The 19590-nt window shown below is 69.4% G+C and carries 17 protein-coding genes; 12 read left to right on the top strand and 5 right to left on the bottom strand.

Annotation, left to right across the window (positions count from 1 at the left end; translation table 11 throughout):
- Nucleotides 1–7: 7 nt before the first annotated feature.
- The 3 genes from RUR49_RS14095 to RUR49_RS14085 all read left to right on the top strand — a co-directional run bounded on the left by RUR49_RS14095 (nt 8) and on the right by RUR49_RS14085 (nt 3000).
- Nucleotides 8–460 carry a tripartite tricarboxylate transporter TctB family protein gene (locus tag RUR49_RS14095; RefSeq protein WP_409147011.1) on the top strand — a complete coding sequence of 151 codons (453 nt, stop codon included), beginning with the start codon at nt 8–10 and terminating at the stop codon, nt 458–460.
- A 201-nt stretch (nt 461–661) separates the two neighbouring features.
- The gene (locus RUR49_RS14090; protein WP_409147010.1) at nt 662–2185 is read left to right on the top strand and encodes a tripartite tricarboxylate transporter permease; all 1524 of its coding nucleotides are present in this window, start codon (nt 662–664) and stop codon (nt 2183–2185) included.
- Between the two features lie 116 nt (nt 2186–2301).
- Nucleotides 2302–3000, top strand: a complete 699-nt coding sequence (locus RUR49_RS14085) for a fumarylacetoacetate hydrolase family protein (protein WP_409147009.1) — start codon at nt 2302–2304, stop codon at nt 2998–3000.
- 50 nt (nt 3001–3050) lie between these two features.
- Here RUR49_RS14085 and RUR49_RS14080 read toward each other — a convergent pair whose 3' ends face one another.
- A complete protein-coding gene (locus tag RUR49_RS14080; protein WP_409147008.1) occupies nt 3051–3779 on the bottom strand; it encodes a GntR family transcriptional regulator in 729 nt (242 codons plus the stop codon).
- A gap of 565 nt (nt 3780–4344) precedes the next feature.
- On the opposite strand from RUR49_RS14080, the gene RUR49_RS14075 reads away from it, so the two are divergent.
- From RUR49_RS14075 to RUR49_RS14055, 5 genes are all read left to right on the top strand, one after another.
- Nucleotides 4345–6093: an FAD-binding protein gene (locus tag RUR49_RS14075; protein ID WP_409147007.1), complete on the top strand. Its 1749-nt coding sequence runs from the start codon at nt 4345–4347 to the stop codon at nt 6091–6093.
- Nucleotides 6083–6370: a ferredoxin family protein gene (locus RUR49_RS14070; RefSeq protein WP_409147006.1), complete on the top strand. Its 288-nt coding sequence runs from the start codon at nt 6083–6085 to the stop codon at nt 6368–6370. Before RUR49_RS14075 ends, RUR49_RS14070 begins: the two co-directional genes overlap by 11 nt.
- Before the next feature lie 146 nt (nt 6371–6516).
- The gene (locus RUR49_RS14065) at nt 6517–8034 is read left to right on the top strand and encodes a tripartite tricarboxylate transporter permease (protein ID WP_409147005.1); all 1518 of its coding nucleotides are present in this window, start codon (nt 6517–6519) and stop codon (nt 8032–8034) included.
- Entirely contained in the window at nt 8031–8591 is a 561-nt protein-coding gene (locus RUR49_RS14060) for a tripartite tricarboxylate transporter TctB family protein (protein ID WP_409147004.1), read from the top strand. Before RUR49_RS14065 ends, RUR49_RS14060 begins: the two co-directional genes overlap by 4 nt.
- 46 nt (nt 8592–8637) lie before the next feature.
- Nucleotides 8638–9657 (top strand): Bug family tripartite tricarboxylate transporter substrate binding protein, encoded by a 1020-nt coding sequence (locus tag RUR49_RS14055; RefSeq protein ID WP_409147003.1) that lies wholly within the window; start codon nt 8638–8640, stop codon nt 9655–9657.
- A gap of 68 nt (nt 9658–9725) precedes the next feature.
- Here the strand turns inward: RUR49_RS14055 and RUR49_RS14050 are convergent, their stop codons facing one another.
- Both RUR49_RS14050 and RUR49_RS14045 read right to left on the bottom strand, forming a co-directional pair.
- On the bottom strand, nt 9726–10766 hold the full coding sequence (locus RUR49_RS14050; RefSeq protein WP_409147002.1) for a CobW family GTP-binding protein: 1041 nt from the start codon (nt 10764–10766) through the stop codon (nt 9726–9728).
- Entirely contained in the window at nt 10744–11976 is a 1233-nt protein-coding gene (locus RUR49_RS14045; RefSeq protein WP_409147001.1) for an LVIVD repeat-containing protein, read from the bottom strand. The genes RUR49_RS14050 and RUR49_RS14045 overlap by 23 nt, the downstream gene beginning before the upstream one ends.
- 617 nt (nt 11977–12593) lie before the next feature.
- On the opposite strand from RUR49_RS14045, the gene RUR49_RS14040 reads away from it, so the two are divergent.
- Nucleotides 12594–13316 (top strand): FadR/GntR family transcriptional regulator, encoded by a 723-nt coding sequence (locus RUR49_RS14040; RefSeq protein WP_409147000.1) that lies wholly within the window; start codon nt 12594–12596, stop codon nt 13314–13316.
- Between the two features lie 22 nt (nt 13317–13338).
- Here the strand turns inward: RUR49_RS14040 and RUR49_RS14035 are convergent, their stop codons facing one another.
- Both RUR49_RS14035 and RUR49_RS14030 read right to left on the bottom strand, forming a co-directional pair.
- Nucleotides 13339–14568: an alpha/beta hydrolase family protein gene (locus tag RUR49_RS14035; protein WP_409146999.1), complete on the bottom strand. Its 1230-nt coding sequence runs from the start codon at nt 14566–14568 to the stop codon at nt 13339–13341.
- Between the two features lie 106 nt (nt 14569–14674).
- Nucleotides 14675–15559 (bottom strand): LysR substrate-binding domain-containing protein, encoded by an 885-nt coding sequence (locus RUR49_RS14030; RefSeq protein WP_409146998.1) that lies wholly within the window; start codon nt 15557–15559, stop codon nt 14675–14677.
- Between the two features lie 102 nt (nt 15560–15661).
- Here RUR49_RS14030 and RUR49_RS14025 point away from each other — a divergent pair, with 102 nt between their 5' ends.
- From RUR49_RS14025 to RUR49_RS14015, 3 genes are read left to right on the top strand one after another with little or no spacing between them, the layout of a single operon-like run.
- Nucleotides 15662–15838, top strand: a complete 177-nt coding sequence (locus RUR49_RS14025; RefSeq protein ID WP_409146997.1) for a hypothetical protein — start codon at nt 15662–15664, stop codon at nt 15836–15838.
- A 49-nt stretch (nt 15839–15887) separates the two neighbouring features.
- A complete protein-coding gene (locus tag RUR49_RS14020; protein WP_409146996.1) occupies nt 15888–18851 on the top strand; it encodes a molybdopterin oxidoreductase family protein in 2964 nt (987 codons plus the stop codon).
- Nucleotides 18848–19579, top strand: a complete 732-nt coding sequence (locus RUR49_RS14015) for a 4Fe-4S dicluster domain-containing protein (protein WP_409146995.1) — start codon at nt 18848–18850, stop codon at nt 19577–19579. The genes RUR49_RS14020 and RUR49_RS14015 overlap by 4 nt, the downstream gene beginning before the upstream one ends.
- Nucleotides 19580–19590: the final 11 nt, after the last annotated feature.

The raw sequence follows: 19590 nt of genomic DNA, 5'->3' as shown, positions 1-19590 counted from the left end.
CGGCTCCGTGAAGGCGATCGACATCGTGACGGCCCTGATCATGATCGCCCTCGCGGTGATCATGGTCTACTCCACGGCTCACCTGACCTACTGGGACGAATACGCGCCCGGCGCCGCCTTCATCGTGCGGTGGGTGGCGGGGGTGGGGGCGATCCTCGGGCTGGTGCTGCTGGTGCAGGCGATCCGCGCACCGACACGTGCGGTCGACTGGCCGACGGGGGGCGGGGCGATGCGGGTGCTCGCCGGCATCATCGCGCTCGTCGCCTTCATCATGGTGGTGCCGCTGTTCGGCACGGCGATCACGGCGACGGCCTTCATGCTCGTGCTGCTGCTCGTCGTGCAGCGGCAGAAGCTGGTGGCATCGATCATCACCACCGTGCTGACGGTCGGGCTGATCGAGGTCGTGTTCGACATCTGGCTTGGCGTCGGCTTCCCTCGCGGCATCCTCACCGGGATCTGAGCTCGGGCTCATCCGACGACCCTCGCGGACGCGGTTTCCCAGGGACCGCGTCCGCTTCTCGCCGCGCCGCGATCGTGCCCACCGGGCCGGGCGTCGTCGCGCCTCGACAGGCGGCCGCAGCGTCGCGGCCGGACAGATTTCGGCAACCGCCGGCGCGGGCTCGCCCATCGCCGCCGCGGCTGCTGTGGGGAGAGGCTTCAGGTGTTCGAATCCCTCGGGTTGCTGGCGGACGGTTTTGCAACGGCGGCGACGCCGGGCAACCTCCTCGCCGTCTTCGTCGGCGTGCTGCTCGGCCAGGTGATCGGCGCGCTGCCGGGCATCGGCCCGTCGCTCGGGATGGCGCTGCTGCTGCCCGTCTCCTTCGGCATGGAGCCGGTGACGGCGATCGTCATGCTGTCGGGCATCATGTACGGCGCCATGTACGGCGGCACGCTGACCTCGGTGCTGATCAACGTCCCCGGGGAATCCTCGGGGGTGATGACGACGATCGAGGGATACAAGCTCGCCCGCCAGGGCAAGGCGGGTTCGGCGCTCAGCGTCGCCGCCGTGGGATCCTTCATCGGCGGCACCTGCAGCATCTTCGTGCTGATCGCCGCGGCGCTGGCGATCAGCGAGGCGGCGCTGCTGTTTGGCCCGCCGGAGATGTTCCTGCTCGCCGCCCTCGGCATCATCGCCACCGCCGCCCTCGGCTCGGGTTCGGCGACAAAGGCGCTTTTGATGGCGGTGTTCGGCGTCATGCTGGCGCTGATCGGCACGGACCCGATCGTCGGCACCGAGCGCCTGACCTTCGGCATGCTCGGTCTCGTCGACGGCATCGACTTCCTGCCGGTGGCGATCGGCGTCTTCGGCATCGCCGAGGTGCTGGTCTCGCTGGAGCGCCTCGTCCACCTCGATCCGATGCGGCTGCCGCTGCGCGACATGTGGCCGAAGTGGGCGGACTGGGTCTCGTGCCGCATGGCGATCATCCGCGGCTCGACGATCGGCTTCATCCTCGGCGTGCTGCCGGGCGCCGGACCGACGGCCTCGACGTTCATCGCCTATGCTGTCGAGAAGAAATACAGCAAGCAGCCGGAGAAGTTCGGCAACGGCGCGCTCGACGCCGTCGCCAGCGTCGAGAGCGCCAACAATGCCGCCGTCACCGGCTCGATGGTGCCGATGCTCACGCTCGGCATCCCCGGCTCCGGCCTGACCGCGGTGCTGCTCGCCGCCTTCACGCTGCAGGGCATCCGCCCCGGCCCGCTCTTGATGACCGATCAGCCCGAGCTGATCTGGGGCCTGATCGCCTCGATGTTCATCGGCAACCTGATGCTGCTCGTGATGAACCTGCCGCTCGCGCCGCTGTTCGCCTCGATGCTGCGCATCCCCTACGCACTGATGGCGCCGGGCATCCTGCTGTTCTGCCTGATCGGGGCCTTCGGGGCGACGCTGAACCTGTTCACCGTCGGGCTGACGGTGTTCTTCGGCGTGCTCGGCTACTTCATGATCAAGGCCGACCTGCCGCGGGCTCCGCTGATCCTGGCGCTGGTGCTGACGCCGATCATGGAATCGTCCCTGCGCCAGTCGCTGATCCTGTCGCAGGGCTCGCTGAAGATCTTCCTCCACCACCCGCTGACGGTCATCCTCGTCGCCGTCGTCATCGCCTGCCTGGTCTGGCCGATCGTGCGGTTGCTGCTCGACCGGCGAGCCGGCCGTCGTGGCCCGCGCGCCCTCGACGAAGCCGCCTGAGATCGCGGGACGGCGTCACCGCCCCGCCTCGTCCCGCCCGCCGGCCGGTCGCCCGTCCCTCCCGGACGGAGCCCCGCGTGCGCCTTCCCCCCTGCAAACGAGGCCCGGACTTTCCCATGACAGACTACGTCATCGCTCCGCCGACCGTGCCGAGCGTCGCCGTCGCCGGCAGCACCGCGCGCTTTCCCGTCCGCCGCATCTTCTGCGTCGGCCGCAACTATGCCGCCCACACCCGCGAGATGGGCTTCGAGCCGGAGCGCGAGCCGCCGTTCTTCTTCTCCAAGCCGGCCGATGCGGTGATCGATTCCGGTCGCGTCATGGCCTACTCGCGCGACACCACCGAACTCCACCACGAGATCGAGCTCGTCGCCGCCATCGGCCGCGAGGCGATCGACGTGTCGGCGGCCGACGCGCTCTCGTACGTGTGGGGCTATGCCGCCGGCATCGACTTCACCCGCCGCGACCATCAGTTCAAGGCGCGCGACAGCGGCCGGCCGTGGGACCTCGGCAAGGGCTTCGACGAGTCCGCCCCCTGCGGTCCGCTGCGGCCGGCGAAGCCCGGCGAGGACCCGGCGACGGGCCGCATCTGGCTGTCGGTGAACGGCGTCGTGAAGCAGGACGGCGACCTGTCGGAGATGATCTGGAAGCTGCCCGAGATCATCGCGATCCTGTCGCACTCGTTCGAGCTGAAGCCGGGCGACCTCATCTACAGCGGCACGCCGGCCGGCATCGGCCCGGTCAAGCCGGGCGACGTGATCGCCGGCGGCGTTGAGGGCTACGGCGACCTCAGCCTGACGATCGGTCCGGCCAAGTAGGCCGAACCAGGTCGCGAAGAGCGGGTGGGCGCGGTGCGGCGCCGGCCCGCTCAGGCGTTGACCGCCTCGGCGGAGAGCAGCGTCATCACCTCGTGGGCGGCGTTCTCGACCTCGCGCCGGGTGATGCGCTCGGCGGCGTCGGCATCGCCACGCTCGATCGCGGTGAGGATGTCGCGCAGGCCCTGGATGCTCTCGCTGGAGCGATCCGGCGAACGCTTCGGGTGGGCGAGGCCGAGTGCCCGCCAGCGCCAGATGCGGGCGTGCAGCGCCGCGATCATCGACGACAGCGCCTCGCTGCCGGCACCGGCGAACAGGGTGTCGTAGAAGCGGTTCTTGGCGGCGAGGATCGCCTCGGGCGAATCGTGCTGGTAGGCGTGGATGGTGCTGTCGAGGGCGAGGCGCAGCGCCGCGATGTCCTTCGGCGCGTGGTTCGACACGAACATCCGCGCCGCCAGCCCCTCGAGCACCGAGCGGATGAGGTAGAGATCCTTCGCCTCGCCGATGGTCAGTTTGCGGACAACGGGTCCCTTGTTGGGGATGATGTCGACGATGCCTTCCGTCTCGAGCTGGCGCAGCGCCTCGCGGATGACGGTGCGCGAGACGCCGGTCATCTCGATGAGCTCGCGTTCGACCAGGCGCTCGCCGGGGGCGATGCGGCCCTCGATGATGGCGGTGCGCAGGGCATCGACGACGTGATGGCGCAGCGGGGCCGCCGACTTGCGGATCGTCGGCACCGACGGTCGCTCTGCGAAGAGCGCGCTCTGGTTCGCTTCGGCCATCTACGCCACCATTCCTTCCGCCCCTCGCCGCCGTCTCCGCCGGCCTTGCGCGCGACGGACCGGGTACGCTGCCGACATGCAGCGGTGGGTGTCGTCGGAAAGCCGGCGGTGCTGCCGATGCGGGGGGGCTGGGCCGCCGGCCCAGAAGGCCATTGGTGCGCCCCGAATCCAGCATCGACTGACCGCTATCCAATCATATGACTATATCACAGGAAGACGGCAAGTCTCCTGACGCGGGCCCATCATGGATTGGTTCGCCCTGTGGATGCGATTCGCCCGCCAAATGCCAGCGTCTCGTTGTTGCAGAGGCAGCACGATCGGCCCGCTGCGTCGGGCCAGCTGCCGTTTGGAACTCGTACAATTCGCGTTGACACTACCGTAATACGATCACACAATATGACCAACGGTAGGCAAAACGCCACCCGCCGCTAACGCGGCGACAAGGGTTGGAAACGTTGTCGGGCGCGGCCTCGGCCGCTGCCCTCGGATCATCGGCGGCTCGTCGAGCCGGCCGGCGCGTGGCGCCGGGCCGGCCTCGCGCGGACGACGAACCGGAGGAGCGTGCATGACGGAGTGGCGGACGATCGACACCGACTTGCTGGTGATCGGCGGCGGCGTGGCGGGCTCGATGCTCGCGATCCCGGCGCTGGAAGCCGGGCTCGACGTGACGATCTGCGAGAAGGGGCGGGTGCTCGACAACTGCGGCAGCGTCGGCTGCGGCGTCGACCACTACCTCACCGTCATGGAAAGCGGTGCCGAGTGGGACACCGCCGAGTTCCTGATGAAGCACATCCCGACGCTCACCGACGGCATCGTCGATCTCGACGTGACCCGCCGCGTGCTCGAGGAAATGCCGCGTATCCTGCGCAAGATCGAGGGCATGGGCGTCGACTTCAAGGACCCGCGCACCGGCGACTACTCGCGCCATCCCTCCTTCGGACTGCCCGGCGCCTACCACATCAACTTCGAGGGCACCGACTTCAAGCGCCGCATCGGCAAACACGTGCGCGCCGGCAAGGCGACGCTCCTGATGCGGACGATGGCGCTGCAGCTGCTCGTCGAGGACAACGTCTGCTATGGCGCGCTCGCCTTCTGCTTCCGCACCGGCGAGTGGGTGGCGGTCAGGGCGAAGGCGATCGCGGTGACCACCGGCGACGTCAACCGGCTGTCGATGAACGCTTCGGGCCTGGCGTTCGACAGCTGGCACTTCCCCTTCAACACCGGCGACGCCCAGGCGATGGGCTACAAGGTCGGCGCGCAGCTCGCCAACATGGAGTTCACCGAGGCGACGCTGACGCCGAAGGGCTTCTCCGCCCAGGGCCTCAACGCCCTCGTCAGCATGGGCGCCTATTTCCTCAACAAGACCGGCGAGCGGTTCATGTTCCGCTACGACAAGAAGGGCGAGAACGCCCGCCGAGCGGTGCTGGCCGACGCCGTCGTCAACGAGTACCTGCTCGGCAACGGCCCGATCTACGTCGACTGCCGGCATCTGCCGGCAGACGAGCTCGACCACATGGAATCGACCCTGCAGGTCGATCGCTACACCCTGCCGGCTTTCTACCAGCAGAAGGGCGTGCACTTCCGCGACACCCCGATCGAGGTGTCGATCTCGGAACTGACGATCCGCCGCTCCGGGCTCTATTTCCGCGGCAGCGGCCTGTCGGTCGACACCTCCGGCGAGACCTCGGTGGAGGCTCTGTTCTCGGCCGGCGACTGCTCGACCGTCTCCGGCGGCATCGCCGGAGCGGCCGTGCTCGGCCACATCGCCGGCGAGGGTGCGGTGCGCCGCATCAACCAGCGTGGCAACGCGGCGCTGCCGGATGTCGACTGGGAGAGCGCCAACCGCCTGCGCGCCGGTGCCGAGGCCTCGCTGAGGCGCGACAGCGACCTCGGCTGGAAGGCCTACGAGGACGAGATCCGCGCGACCGTCACCGACTATGCCGGCGTCCGCCGCACCGGGAAGGGCCTGAGGCTCGCTCTCGACACGTTGCAGGCGCTGGCGAAGAAGGAGGACACCGTGAAGACGGACAACCTCCACGGCGTCATGCGATTCCAGGAGGCGCGCAACATCCGCCTCAACGCCGAGATCATGACGACGGCGGCGCTCGCCCGCACCGAGACGCGGACCCGCTCGGCGCACCGTCGCCTCGACTATCCCGAAACCGACGAGGCGAACTGGCGCAAGTTCGTCATCGTCGAGCAGGGCGGCGACGGCAATCCGACGGTGCGCACGCTCGACGCGACGAAGCCGCTGTCGGCCGCCTTCGCCCGCACCCCCACCGCCAGCGCCGGGAGGATCGAGCATGTCAACTGAGACCCGGGCCGACGCATCCGTGCACAATCCCATCGTCATCGACGAGGCGCTGTGTATCCGTTGCAATCTCTGCGACTGGATCTGCCCCGGCGACATCATCTACAAGATCGAAAACGACAAGACGACGATGCCGGAAGTCGTCTATCCCGACGAATGCTGGTATTGCGGGCTGTGCCAGTCGACGTGCCCGACGGAGGCGATCACGATCGTCTTCCCGGAGGTGATGATCAACAACAAGAGCGACGTCGTCCGGCTGCTCGGCAAGATCGTCGACTGACGGAGGCCGGGGCGGCGTCGGCCAGCCGCGCCGGGTGCCATGAGAGCGGGAGCCAGTCGCGCCGTGTAGTCGAATGAGAGTGCGGTGACGGGCCGAGGCGGAGCAACCGCCCGGCGGACCGAACCCGACGGGAGGACGTCGAAGCGATGTTTGAAGCCATCGGCGCGGGCCTGGTGTCGCTGCTCACCGTGCAGGCGATGCTGTTCATGTTCATTGGTGTCGTCTACGGCATCATCGTCGGCATCCTACCGGGGCTGGGCGGCATCGTCGCGATGGCCCTGCTGTTGCCGTTCACCTACGGTTACGACCCGGCCGCCTCGCTGGCGCTGCTGCTCGGCGCCCACATCGCGACGATCTGGGGCTCGTCGGTGACGAGCATCCTGTTCCGCGTGCCGGGGGCGGCCAAGAGCCTGGCGCTGATCTTCGATGGCTATCCGATGACGCTGAAGGGGCAGGCGAGCCGGGCGCTCGGCGCCTCGGCGACCGCCGCCCTGCTCGGCGGCATCATCGGTGCGGTCTTCCTCGCTTTGTCGATCCCGATCGCCCGGCCGCTGATGCTGATGTTCGGCCCGGCCGAATACCTGATGATGGCGCTCTGGGGCCTCACCATCATCGCGACCTTCAGCGAGGGCTCTCTTCTGAAGGGCCTCGCCGCCGCCTGCCTCGGCATCCTCGTTGCCTTCGTCGGCATGGACATGGTGACGGCGACGCCGCGCTTCACGTTCGGTTCCTTCTACCTGCTCGACGGCTTCTCCTTCCCGGTCGCGATGATCGGCCTGTTCGCCGTCTCCGAGATGATGAAGCTCTATGCCAAGGGCGGGGCGCTGATCGAGCGCGAGGTCGGCGCCGAGACGAGCACCGTCTGGCAGGGCGTGCGCGACGTCTTCGAACACAAGTGGCTGGTCTTCCGGGCGAGCCTCCTCGGCCTGTGGATCGGCGTTTTGCCGGGCATCGGCGCGAGTGTCGGCGGCATCGCCGCCTATGCCCATGCGGTGCAGACCTCCAAGCATCCCGAGACCTTCGGCACCGGCAACGTCGAAGGCGTCATCGCCCCTGACGCGACGGTCGGCGCCAACGAGGGCGGCGGCCTGCTGCCGACGCTCGCCTTCGGCATCCCCGGCGGCGAGAGCATGGCGATCCTGCTCGTCGCCTTCATCGGTCTCGGCATCACGCCCGGCCCGCAGATGCTGACCGAGCACCTCGACGTCGTCTTCGCCATGGTGTGGATCATCGTTCTGGCGAGCGTGATGGTGTCGATCATCGGGCTGATCATCTCGCCGACGCTGGCGCGGCTGCCGAGCCTCAACCCCAACGTCATCATCCCGCTTGTGCTGAGCGTCTGCTTCATCGGCGCGTACGCGACCCGCGGCCAGCTGTCGGACGTGGTGGTCGCGGCGGCCTTCGGCGCCGTCGGCTACCTGATGGACAAGTACAACTACTCGCGGGCGAACTTCGTCATCGGCATGGTGCTCGCCGTGATGATCGAGCGGAACCTGCACGTGTCACTCACCCTCTATGGCGACTGGTTCCTGTTCGATCGGCCGTTCGCTCTGCTCATGCTGGTGCTGATCGTGCTGACGACGGCGATGCCGTTCTGGAAGAACTGGCGGAAGAAGAAGGCGGCCGAGGCCGCCGCCGCCGGCAGCGTGAGGAGCGCGTCATGACCCGGCGCATGCAGGAAAACCTCATCGCCTTCATCATTCTCGGCATCTTCGTCGCGGCGATCGTGGCGAGCCTCGACTACGGCCCGCGCGCCCGCCTCGTGCCGATCCCGATCGCCGTGATCGGCATCCTGTTCATGGTGGGACAGATCATCCTGCAGAACATCAAGTCGGAAGACAGCCTGCAGGTCGATCTTCTCGATTTCCTGACCAAGAAGGGCGACAAGGCCGATCCGGTGCTGGCCGCCGCCGCCGCGCCGCCCGTGGCGACCAAGCGCAGGGCGACGCCGAAGAGCGAGTTGCAGGCGTTCGGCATCGTCGCCCTGCTCGTCGCGATCTTCCTGGTGCTCGGGCCGATCCCGGCGATGTTCATCTTCACGGCTGGCTACTTCATCGTCTCCCGCCACCACGCGCCGTGGAAGGGCCTCGCCTACTCGGCGTTCTGGACGATCCTCGTCTATCTGGTGTTCACGACGGGCCTGAAGGTGCAGCTCGACCGCAACCTGCTCGGCATCCGCTTCGACACCATCGGCAAGTGGATCACGCAGCTGTTCACATAACGACGCGAAACAAGGCGTCGGCATCTCAAGAAGGAGGGACGCGACCATGAGGAAGAGGACATTCCTGGCGACGCTGGCGGCGGCGACGCTTTCCGCCGCTGCCGGCTTCGGCATCACGACGGCGCAGGCCGGGCCCGTCTATGACGGCCAGACTGTGATCCTGATCGTGCCGAACTCGCCGGCCGGCATGATGACCCAGTACGCGCGCACCATCGCGCCGTTCCTGGCCAAGCACCTCGGTGCCAGCGACGTTCGGGTGGAGAACCACCAGGGCGCCGGCAGCCTGAAGGGCACCAACCTGCTCTGGCACTCCGACCCCGACGGCATGACGATCGCCTTCACCAACATCCCGACGCTGATCATGGCGCAGCTCGCCGAGAGCCCGGGCGTGCAGTTCGATTCCGCCAAGTTCACCTATCTCGGCCGGGTCGTCGACGATCCGCGCGTCGTCGTCGTCGGCAAGGAGGCGGGCTTCAAGGACGTCGAGGGCCTGAAGGCGCTCGGCCGGCCGTTCGTCTACCCGTCGCAGGGCACCGACGAGGACTTCTACTCGATGGCGGTGCTGGCCGACTCGCTCGGCGCGCCGATCAAGGTCGTCACCGGCTTCGAGGGCAATGCCGATACGGCGCTGGCGGTCATCAAGGGCGAGGCCGACGTGCACATGACGTCGTGGTCGTCGTCGCGCGGCCCGGTCGAGGCCGGCGACATGTCGCCCCTCCTGATCGTCTCCTCGAACCGCATCCCCGAGGCGCCGGATGTTCCGACCGCCATCGAGGTCGTGACGGACCCGGCGAAGAAGGCCGGCATCGCCGCGATCGCGCAGATCCTCGACATGAGCCGCGGCTTCTTCGGCCCGCCGGAGATGGACGAGGCGGCGACCGCCGAGATGCGCGCGGCGATCGAGGCGACGCTGAAGGATCCGGAGCTCCTCGCGCTGACCGAGAAGAACAAGATGCCCATCAACTACGCGCCCGGCACCGAGCAGCAGGCGACCGTCGCCTCGCTGACGGAGACGAGCGCCAGCCTGACGCCGATCCTCAAGGCGGCGCTGGAATCGATCAAGTAGGGCTCGCTTCCGCAGCGAACGGCCCATCGACCGCGACGACGGCCGCCCTCCGGGGCGGCCGTTTGCGTTCAAAGCGCCAGCAGCGCGTCGAACACCGCCGCGACGCGGTCACGATCGAGGCCGCGGCCGATCACGACGAGCCGGCCAGCACGGTCGCCGTCCGGCCACTCGACGAGTTCCACCGGCGGATGCACGAGGTGGCGCACGACCTGGACGACCAGCGGGCCCGCCAGACCGTCGACCGCGATCAGCCCCTTCATGCGCAGGATGTCCTCGCCGCGCAGCGCCACCAGCGCGTCGATCGCCTGGGCGAAGGCCGGCCAGGCGAGGGGCTGCGGAAACGGCAGCACGAAGCTCGACACGCCCTCGGAGTGCAGGGCGCCGCTGGCGACGAAGTCGGAGCGCGGCAGCTCCGAGGCGGCCCAGGCCGAGGCGGGGATCTCGCCGCCCTGCGCGACGACGATCTCGGCCTGCGGGTTGATGGCGGCGATCGCCGCCCGCACCGCGTTTTCGGCGTCCGTGTCGGCGAGGTCGCGCTTCGAGATCACCACCCGGTCGGCAACGGCCACCTGGCGGCGCGCCTCCGGTGCGCTCGCCAGCATCGCCGCGCCGCCGATCGCATCGACGACCGCGACGACGAGGTCGACCGCCATCTCGCGGCCGATGCCGCGGTCCGACACGAAAGTCTGCAGGATCGGCAGCGGGTCGGCGAGGCCACTAGTCTCGATCAAGACGCGCGCCATCGAGGGCACGCGTCCGAGGCGGGCGTCGGCGAGGAGTTCCTGCAGCGCCGTCTCGAGATCGCTGCGGGAGGCGCAGCAGAGGCAGCCGTTGCCGAGCAGGACGGTCTTGTCGGTGGCGCCGCGCAGGAGCGCGTCGTCGATGCCGATCTCGCCGAACTCATTGACGATGACCGCCGTCCCCGCCCCCTCGGGGGAGGCGAGGAAGCGCTTCACCAGCGTCGTCTTGCCGGCCCCGAGGAAGCCGGTGACGACGATGACGGGCGTGCGGGCACCGCGCGGGCGCTTCTGCGCCCGCCCGAACGGTGCTGGCCGGGCGGACGGGAACAGCCGGTCGGTGAGGGCCTCAGAAGTCCATCTCGAGGACATAGAGCCCCCCGACGAAGCGGTCGACGGTGTAGACGATGCCGCGCTCGTCGACGAAGACGTCGTTGAGCTGGATCGCGCCCTTCGGCGAGCCCGCCGGCGTTTCCGGGATGTAGTAGCCGACTTCCTGCGGCTGGTAGGGGTTGGAGATGTCGAAGGCGCGCACGCCGGCGCTGTAGAAGGTGCCGAGCACGATCTTGTCGGACTTCCACGACGTCGGGTGCGGCGTGTTCTCGTGGATGTTGTGCGAGCCATAGCGGCCGCCACGGTTGGCGAAGGCCTCGACCGGCGGCAGCGGCAGGGTCGAGATCGGCACCGGCCGGCTCTCGTCGCGGATGTCGAGCACCCAGATCAGCTTCGGCCAGTCGGCGGCGGCGTCCGACGTCGATTCGTCGGTGACGATCATCAGGCCACGGTCGAACAGCGGCATCGCCGTGTGCATGAAGCCGTGATAGGGCGGCGAGTTCGCCCAGTGGCCGACCGGCTTCGGGTTCGCCTTGTCGGAGATGTCGAGGATGAACATGCCGCCGTCGACGTAGCAGACATAGGCGCGGTCGGGGCGGTCCGGGTAGACGTTGGTGTTGTGGGCGCGGCAACCGGCGTGCTTGCCGGGCAGGCGCTCCGGCGGCGGCACGCTGTCACCGACGCGGGTGCCGGGCATCCACCAGCGGCCGACCTCCTCGGGCTTCGAGGGATTGCGCACATCGATGATGCGGTAGAACTGGTCGTCGCCCTTGTAGTGGCTCTCGAAGTCGGCGGCGCCGGCGGCCATGTGGACGTACTCGCCGTCGCAGAACCACAGCTGGTGGACGCCGCGCGAGGTCGGGCCCGAGGCGTCGAAGAAGGCGATCGAGCGTGGGGTCTCCGGCACCGAGATGTCGAAGAGCTCCATGCCGGCCGGCGTCTGGCCCTTCTCCTTGCACTGGTAGGCGACGGCGAGGATGTCGCCGCAGACCTCGAGCGAGTTGGAGCGCATGTAGGGCTGCGGCAGGGCGGTCTGCACCACCATCTTCGGGTTCTTCGGGTCGGTGACGTCGACGCCGGTGAAGTTCTTCGGCGCGCTCTCGTGGGCGAGCCAGAGGATGCGGCGGCCATCCTTCGTCAGCGAGATGGACATGCCCTCGCCGATGCCGCCGAAGCCGTCGAGCTCGTGGTGGGAGAGCAGCTTGAAATTGCGGGCGACGGGTATGTCGGTCCGGGGCATGACGGTCATCAGGGGTTTCCTCTTGGCGGCTCGGTCCGACCCCGTTTCTGCGGGCCGGTGGCGAGGGATCGAAGGCCGGCGGACCCGGCTGGCGGGTCGGTGTTCGTGTGCCAGGTGACAGGGCCGGCGCCCCGCGCCGGCGGTCGTATTACGGTAGCACTCCCCGCAGGGATTGTCGCCGGTGAGCTGTGCGCCGGCGGGCGATGGCAGAACACGACGGGACGGTGCGTGGCGCCATCTCGACTGCGTTCTTCGTGTGTTGCCTCCTCGAAACCCCCCGCCTTTCCATCCCGCGGGTCTGCGGAGCGGCCTCCTGGCGGCCTGTTCGAGCAGCGCACATGGCGAACCAATAAGACAATTGGATCGTTTCCCGGCTCTCCGTGCATGGAGAAGTGGCATTATGCATACAGACTAGCGTGACGCAATCGATTGCATTACGGTGTATCGAGCCTGCGACTGTGGCATGGCCGCGGTTGGGTCGAGTACCAATTGAAGGCTTGGGTCGCCATTGGTACAGATCGCGTCTGTTTCGCTCCGCCCTTCGCCCGAGCCCGGGCGGGGTGCTTCGCGGAGACACCCACGAACGCCCCCGGGCGATCCTTCCGAAGATCGAGCGAGCCGCCGAGATGAAGAGCGCCGACGAACCGTTGTTCGACCACATCGTCGACGCCATCCGGCGGCGGATCGGCAACGGCCAGACCGATCAGGGCCGCCTCGCGCCGGAGCGGATGCTCGCCGCCGAACTCGGCGTCGGCCGCCGCACGGTGCGCCGCGCCCTCGACCGGCTGGAGGCGGAGGGCCTGCTCTGGCGCCGGCAGGGACAGGGCACCTTCGTCGGCGTGCCGCCGCTGCCGCGCGCCCGAAGGCTGTCGCCGCTGTCGGAGCACACGAGCCCGCTCGACCTGATGGAGGTGCGTTTCGAGCTCGAGCCGGTGCTCGCCCGCTTCTGCGCGCTGCGCGCCACCGGGGCGCAGGTCGAGACGCTGAGGCGCGCCGCGGCGAAGGCGGCCGACGCCCGCACGGCCGCCGACTACGAGACCTGGGACAGTGCCTTCCACCGCCGCATCGCCGAGGCGGCCGGCAACAAGCTTTTCCTGGCGATGTTCGATGCGGTGAACGCAGTGCGGCGCGACACCCGCTGGTCACGGCTGCGCGAGAGCACGTTCTCCGAGGCGCGCCTCATCGCGCTGGCGGCTCAGCATGCCGAGATCCTCGAGGCGATCGCCGAGCGGGACGGCGCGCGCGCCGAACAGGCGATGCGCCATCACCTCGGCCTGGTCGGCGCCACCCTCAACGGCTGGGGCGGCGGCGAGCCGTATGCGGCGGCGAGGGCGATGCCGGCGGCGTGAGGGTCGCCCCGCGGCAGCGGCTTCAGAGACCGTCGAACCACGCCTTCCACAGCGGCACGGCGCGGGCGAAGGTGCCGCGGTGGGTGGTGTCGCCGGTCGAGACCGCCTCCACCGTCGGATTGCCGGTGCCGATCGCCGCCTGATAGGTCGCCGCCATGCGCGCGACGCCGACCGTTATCGCCTCGTCCGCCTCGCCGTAGTAGTTGCGCACGGGCGTCCGGATGACCCAGCGATAGGCCGAGGTGGCGGCGATCAGCCGGCCATAGGCGGAGGCGGCGAAGAACTGCGGGTCGAAGTACTCCGGCCGGATGAGCTTGTGGAGATCGGTCGGGATCGTCGCGACGTCGATCGGCTCGCGCCGGTAGGCCTTCGCGAGGGTGTCGTAGGTCTCCTCGGTGAACAGCGAGCGGGCGAGGCCCGGCACCGCATAGTAGTTCTCGAAGGCGAAGGCCGAGAGGATGAACAGGCTGTTGACCCAGACGGCGTCGTTCGGCCGGGGGAAGTTGAGGAAGCCGTTCAGCGCCGCGAAGACGTCGAGCGGCGCGCTGGCGGTGGCGGCGGCCTTCACCGCCACGCCGTCGCGTTCGAGCTTTTCCAGCATCGCCATGGTGACGAAGCCGCCCTGCGACCAGCCGGCGAGGTGGAGGCCGGTGTCGGAGAGCCCCATCGCCGACATCACGGCGCGGCCGGCGACCAGCATGTCGCTCGTCGCCTGCTGCTGGCTCGCCTTGACCATGTAGCCCTCGGGCTCGCTGGAGCCGCCGAGGCCGAAATAGTCGGCGCCGATCAGGAGGTAACCCTGGCCGGCGAACTGGGCGATCATCAGCTGCGTCTCCGGCGACTGCTCCGGATAGGAGGGCACCTCCTCGTTCAGGTAGACCGTGCCGTGCTGGTAGGAGACGAGCGGCAGGCTGGCCGCCGTCCCCTCCGGCACCGCGATCAGTCCCGTCGTGACGATCGGCCGGTTGCCCTGCTCCGGGATCACCGAGGGAAAGGTGACGCGGTAGAGCAACACGGCGTTGGTCGCCGGCGTGTAGGTCTCGGTGATGCCGGCGAAGGCGGGCGTGTCCTTCGTCAGAATCTGGTTCAGCCGGTCGGCGTCCCAGCGGCCGATCGCCTGGTAGGAGATGCCGCCGGCGACCGTCACCACTGGCTCGTCGGCGCGGGCGGGTGCCGCCGGAGCGGCGAGGCCGAGGAAGGCGAGGGCCGCGGATGCGGCGACGGACGGGGCACGGAACCGGGACTGCTTCACGACGACCTCCACGGCGATGGCACAGCCGAGGGCCGCCTCGCCTGCGGCCGATCATAGAGCCTAGATCACGGCCTGAGCCTTGCGTTGGCGCCGCGGCCTGAAAGGTTCAGCCGGCGGGCTCGAGCAGGGCGATCAGCGCCCGCTGCGCCACCGAGCCGACCCGGTCGCGGTGGTAGACGAGGGCGAACTCGCGCGGCGGCAGGTCGACCTCCACCGCCGTCAGCCGCCCGGCCGCCACGGCAGTCGCGACGACGTGCTCGGAGATCAGCGTCGCGCCGGTGCCGCTCTCCACCGCCTCGCGCACGGCCTCGTTGCTCGGCAGCACGAGGTCGACGCGCAGGTCGTCGAAGCGCAGGCCTTCGAGGCGGGCCAACTCCTCCAGAACGACGCGCGTGCCGGATCCCGCCTCGCGCACCACCCACGACACCGCCCGCACGTCGGGCCGGCCCGGCGCCACCTGCGGCGGGGCGGGGCGGCCGGCGGCGACGACGAAGACGAGCCGGTCCTCGCCGATGTGGCGACGGACGAGCCCGCCATGCTCTGTCGGCCCCTCGACGAGGCCGAGGTCCGCCTCGCCCGCCACCACCGCCTGTTCCACCTGGCGCGTGTTGCCGATCGACACGTCCAGCCGAACGCCGGGATGGGCGTCGTGGAAGCGGGTGAGGCGGCGCGGCAGCCAGTAGTTGGCGATCGTCTGGCTCGCCGCCACCGAGAGCGAGCCGGTCGACAGGCCCGAGAGGTCCTCCAGCGAGGCGCGCGCCGCCGCCGCCCGGTCGAGCACGGCGTGGGCCTCGTGGAGGAAGCGCCGTCCCGCCTCGGTCAGCTCGATGCCGCGGCCGACGCGGTCGAACAGCTGGACGCCATAGCGGCTCTCCAGCGCCGCGATCGCCGCCGAGGCGGCCGGCTGCGTCAGGCCGAGATCGGCGGCGGCGCGCGTCACGTGGCGGCGCTCGGCGACGGCGACGAAGATGCGGAGCTGCTCGAGGGTCATCGCCAATTCATAGACTGAGCCTTTCAAAATCAGAAGAACAATCGATTTGATGGATGGTATTACGGTAGGCATAGTGCGGGCCGACCGAAGGATCGTCGACCCATGCCGCGCACCGGCCAGTTGCTCAGCCCCGCCCGCCACCTCACCGACGCCATCGTGCGCGCGCTCGCCGCGCTGATCGGGCGTCCGCAGGCGGAGCGCTACCGGCCCGAGCGCCACTACATGCGCGGCCCCGGCCCGAAGTGCCGCGCGAAGTCCGGCGGGGCGGAGCGCGCGTGAGCGCCGACGCCGGCGCTCCCCTTCCTCCGACCGCGGTGACGGCCTTCTCATGAACGCCCCGACACGGCCCGTTCCCGGGCAGCATGCGCCGCGCGGCGCCAACTCGCTGCCGTCGCAGCGCCCGCTCGCCGACAATCGCGCGCCGAACGAGGGCGACGGCGTCGAGACGTCGCCGACGGTCTCCGACGAGGTGCGCAAGACCACCTGCTACATGTGCGCCTGCCGCTGCGGCATCGACGTGCACATCAAGGACGGCGTCGTCCGCTACATCGCCGGCAACCGCGACCACCCGGTCAACCGCGGCGTGCTCTGCGGCAAGGGCAGCGCCGGCATCATGCAGCACTACAGCCCGTCGCGGCTGAGGAAGCCGCTGCTGCGCGTCGGCGAGCGCGGCAAGGGCGAGTTCAAGGAGATCGAGTGGGAGGAGGCGCTGACCATCGCCGCCGACCGCCTCAAGCACATCCGCGCCACCGACCCGAAGAAGCTCGCCTTCTTCACCGGCCGCGACCAGTCGCAGTCGCTCACCGGCTGGTGGGCCTCGCAGTTCGGCACGCCGAACTTCGCGGCGCACGGCGGCTTCTGTTCGGTCAACATGGCGGCGGCCGGGCTCTACACCATCGGCGGCGCGTTCTGGGAGTTCGGCGAGCCGGACTGGGAGCGCGCCCGCTACTTCCTGATGTTCGGCGTCGCCGAGGACCACGATTCCAACCCGATCAAGATCGGCATCGGCCGCCTGAAGGCGCGCGGCGCCAAGGTCGTCTCGGTCAATCCCTGCCGCACCGGCTACAACGCGGTGGCCGACGAGTGGATCGGCATCCGGCCGGGCACCGACGGCCTGTTCGTCATGGCGCTGATCCACGAGCTCCTGAAGGCCGGCCGCGTCGACCTCGACTATCTCGCGAAGTTCACCAACGCCCACGTGCTCGTCATCCGGGATCCCGGTGCGGCCGACGACGGCCTGTTCCTGCGCGACACTGAGGGCAAGCTCCTCGCCTTCGACAGCGTCGAGAAGCGCCCCGTCGACGCGATGTCCCCGGACATCCACCCCGCCTTGGTCGGCGACTTCACCGTCGAGGGCCGGCGGTGCGTGCCGGTGTTCCAGCTCCTCGCCGAGCGCTATCTCGACCCGTCCTATGCGCCGGATGCGGTCGCCGAACGCTGCGGCCTGCCGGCCGACACCATCCGCCGCATCGCCGCCGAGCTCGCCGAGGCTGCCTTCGAGCAGTCCTTCGAACTCCCGATCCCGTGGACCGACTGGGCCGGCCGCCGCCACGAGACGATGCGCGGGCGGCCCGTCGCGATGCACGCCATGCGCGGCATCTCCGCCCATTCGAACGGCTTCCACACCTGCCGGGCGATCCACCTCCTGCAGGTGCTGCTCGGCACCGTCGATGTGCCCGGCGGCTTCCGCTTCAAGCCGCCGTTCCCGAAGCCCGCGCCTCCTGGCCCGAAGCCCGCCGGCAAGGACGGCGGCAAGCCGAACACGCCGCTTGCCGGCATGCCGCTCGGCTTCGTCACCGGGCCGGAGGACCTGCTGGTGGACGCCGACGGCGGCCCGGTGCGCATCGACAAGGCCTATTCGTGGGAGGCACCGATCGCCGCCCACGGGCTGATGCACATGGTGATCGCCAACGCCGCCAAGGGCGACCCGTACCGCATCGACACACTGTTCCTCTACATGGCCAACATGGCCTGGAACTCGTCGATGAACACGGCCGGTACGATGGCCATGCTGACGGCGAAGGACGAGGACGGCGGCTACAAGATCCCCTTCATCATCTACGCCGACGCCTATGCGTCGGAGACGGTGTCGTATGCCGACCTGGTGCTGCCCGACACCACCTATCTCGAGCGCCACGACTGCATCAGCCTGCTCGACCGGCCGATCAGCCATGCCGACGGCCCGGGCGACGCCATCCGCTGGCCGGTGGTTGAGCCCGATCGCGACGTCCGGCCGTTCCAGACGGTGCTGATCGACCTCGGCGCTCGCATCGGCCTGCCGGGGCTGGTGAAAGAGGACGGCAGCCCGCGCTACCGCGACTATGCCGACTACATCGTCCACCACGAGCGCGCGCCCGGCATCGGCCCGCTCGCCGGCTGGCGCGGCGAGGACGGCAGCAAGCACGGCCGCGGCGCGCCGAACCCCGAGCAGCTCGACCGCTACATCGAGCACGGCGGCTTCTGGCACCACGACTTCGAGCCGAACCAGCGCTACTACAAGATGGCGAACCGCGACTATCTCGAGACCGCCGTGCAGATGGGCTTCATCGCCAAGGCGGAGCCGATCGTCTTCCAGCTCTATTCCGAGGTGCTGCAGAAGTTCCGCCTCGCCGCCCGCGGCCACGGGGCGGTGCAGCCGCCGGAGGGCGAGCGCGCCCGCATCGAGGCGCACTTCGACCCGCTGCCGATCTGGTACGTGCCGTTCGAGGAGGCGGCCGAGGGCGACGCCGACTATCCGCTGCACGCCATCACCCAGCGGCCGATGCACATGTACCATTCGTGGGGATCGCAGAACGCCTGGCTGAGGCAGATCACCAACCAGAACCGGCTGTTCGTCCACCGCGGCACCGCCACCGGCCTCGGCATCTCCGACGACGACTGGGTGTGGATCGAGAGCCGCCACGGCCGCGTCCGCGGCCAGGTGAAGCTCGTCGACGGCGTCAACCCGAACACGGTGTGGACGTGGAACGCCATCGGCAAGCGCAAGGGCGCCTGGCGGCTGAAGGACGGCGCGCCGGAGGGCGAGCGCGGCTTCCTGCTCAACCACGCGATCTCCGAGCTGACGCCGCCCGACGCGAAGGGCCGCCGCTACTCGAACTCCGACCCGGTGACGGGGCAGGCGGCGTGGTTCGACCTCAAGGTCCGGCTGATCCGCTGCACCTCGGGCTCCGAGTGTGCCGAGCCGCAGTTCGAAAAGCTGCCGTGTCCGCCGAACATGCCGCCCGTCACCGACTGCTCGCACTTCGGCGAGGGCTTCCGGCGCGAACGCGAGCGCGAGGAGGGCGCGCGATGACCTGCCTCCCGCAGCCGACCAGCGACGTCCGCCTCGGCCTCGTCATCGACCTCGACACCTGCGTCGGCTGCCAGGCATGCGTGACGGCGTGCAAGGAATGGAACACCGGCGGCCACATGGCGCCGCTCACCGACTACGACCCCTATGGCGAGGCGCCGGACGGGGTGTGGTTCAACCGCGTCCACTCCTACGAGCACACCAAGGCCGACGGCTGCGGCGAGACCGTGCACTTCCCGCGCTCGTGCCTGCACTGCGAGACACCGGCCTGCGTCACCGTCTGCCCGACCGGCGCCTCCTACAAGCGCGCCTCGGACGGCATCGTGCTGGTCGACGAGGACAAGTGCATCGGCTGCAAGCTCTGCAGCTGGGCGTGCCCCTACGGCGCCCGCGAGTTCGACACCGACGTTGGCGTGATGAAGAAGTGCACGCTCTGCGTCGACCGCATCTACAACGAGAACCTGCCCGAGGCCGACCGCGTGCCCGCCTGCGTCGCCTCGTGCCCGACCGGCGCCCGCCACTTCGGCGACCTCGGCGACCCCGCCTCGCCGGTGTCGCAGCTCGTCGCCGAGCGCGGCGGCGTCGACCTGATGCCCGAGCTCGGCTACCGCCCGACCAACAAGTACCTGCCGCCGCGGACACGCAAGGCGGCCGCGCCGGCGCCGGCGCTGACGGCGACCGACGGCGTCGGCGGCCTGCTCGGCTGGGTCGACCGCATCCTGTCGCGCTGACGAGACGAGCC

Source organism: Pseudoxanthobacter sp. M-2 (genome assembly GCF_046156265.1).
Classification (GTDB): domain Bacteria; phylum Pseudomonadota; class Alphaproteobacteria; order Rhizobiales; family Segnochrobactraceae; genus CAMDHY01.
The sequence above is the reverse complement of the archived record's forward strand: the minus strand, read 5'-3'. Positions and strand labels throughout refer to the sequence as shown.

Excerpts from the sequence above, each read along its gene's own strand:
- RUR49_RS14085 (WP_409147009.1), top strand. The coding sequence starts at position 2,302 with ATGACAGACTACGTCATCGCTCCGCCGACCGTGCCGAGCGTCGCCGTC.
- RUR49_RS14080 (WP_409147008.1), bottom strand. The coding sequence starts at position 3,779 with ATGGCCGAAGCGAACCAGAGCGCGCTCTTCGCAGAGCGACCGTCGGTG.
- RUR49_RS14075 (WP_409147007.1), top strand. The coding sequence starts at position 4,345 with ATGACGGAGTGGCGGACGATCGACACCGACTTGCTGGTGATCGGCGGC.
- RUR49_RS14070 (WP_409147006.1), top strand. The coding sequence starts at position 6,083 with ATGTCAACTGAGACCCGGGCCGACGCATCCGTGCACAATCCCATCGTC.
- RUR49_RS14065 (WP_409147005.1), top strand. The coding sequence starts at position 6,517 with ATGTTTGAAGCCATCGGCGCGGGCCTGGTGTCGCTGCTCACCGTGCAG.
- RUR49_RS14060 (WP_409147004.1), top strand. The coding sequence starts at position 8,031 with ATGACCCGGCGCATGCAGGAAAACCTCATCGCCTTCATCATTCTCGGC.
- RUR49_RS14055 (WP_409147003.1), top strand. The coding sequence starts at position 8,638 with ATGAGGAAGAGGACATTCCTGGCGACGCTGGCGGCGGCGACGCTTTCC.
- RUR49_RS14050 (WP_409147002.1), bottom strand. The coding sequence starts at position 10,766 with ATGTCCTCGAGATGGACTTCTGAGGCCCTCACCGACCGGCTGTTCCCG.
- RUR49_RS14045 (WP_409147001.1), bottom strand. The coding sequence starts at position 11,976 with ATGACCGTCATGCCCCGGACCGACATACCCGTCGCCCGCAATTTCAAG.
- RUR49_RS14040 (WP_409147000.1), top strand. The coding sequence starts at position 12,594 with ATGAAGAGCGCCGACGAACCGTTGTTCGACCACATCGTCGACGCCATC.
- RUR49_RS14030 (WP_409146998.1), bottom strand. The coding sequence starts at position 15,559 with ATGACCCTCGAGCAGCTCCGCATCTTCGTCGCCGTCGCCGAGCGCCGC.
- RUR49_RS14025 (WP_409146997.1), top strand. The coding sequence starts at position 15,662 with ATGCCGCGCACCGGCCAGTTGCTCAGCCCCGCCCGCCACCTCACCGAC.
- RUR49_RS14020 (WP_409146996.1), top strand. The coding sequence starts at position 15,888 with ATGAACGCCCCGACACGGCCCGTTCCCGGGCAGCATGCGCCGCGCGGC.
- RUR49_RS14015 (WP_409146995.1), top strand. The coding sequence starts at position 18,848 with ATGACCTGCCTCCCGCAGCCGACCAGCGACGTCCGCCTCGGCCTCGTC.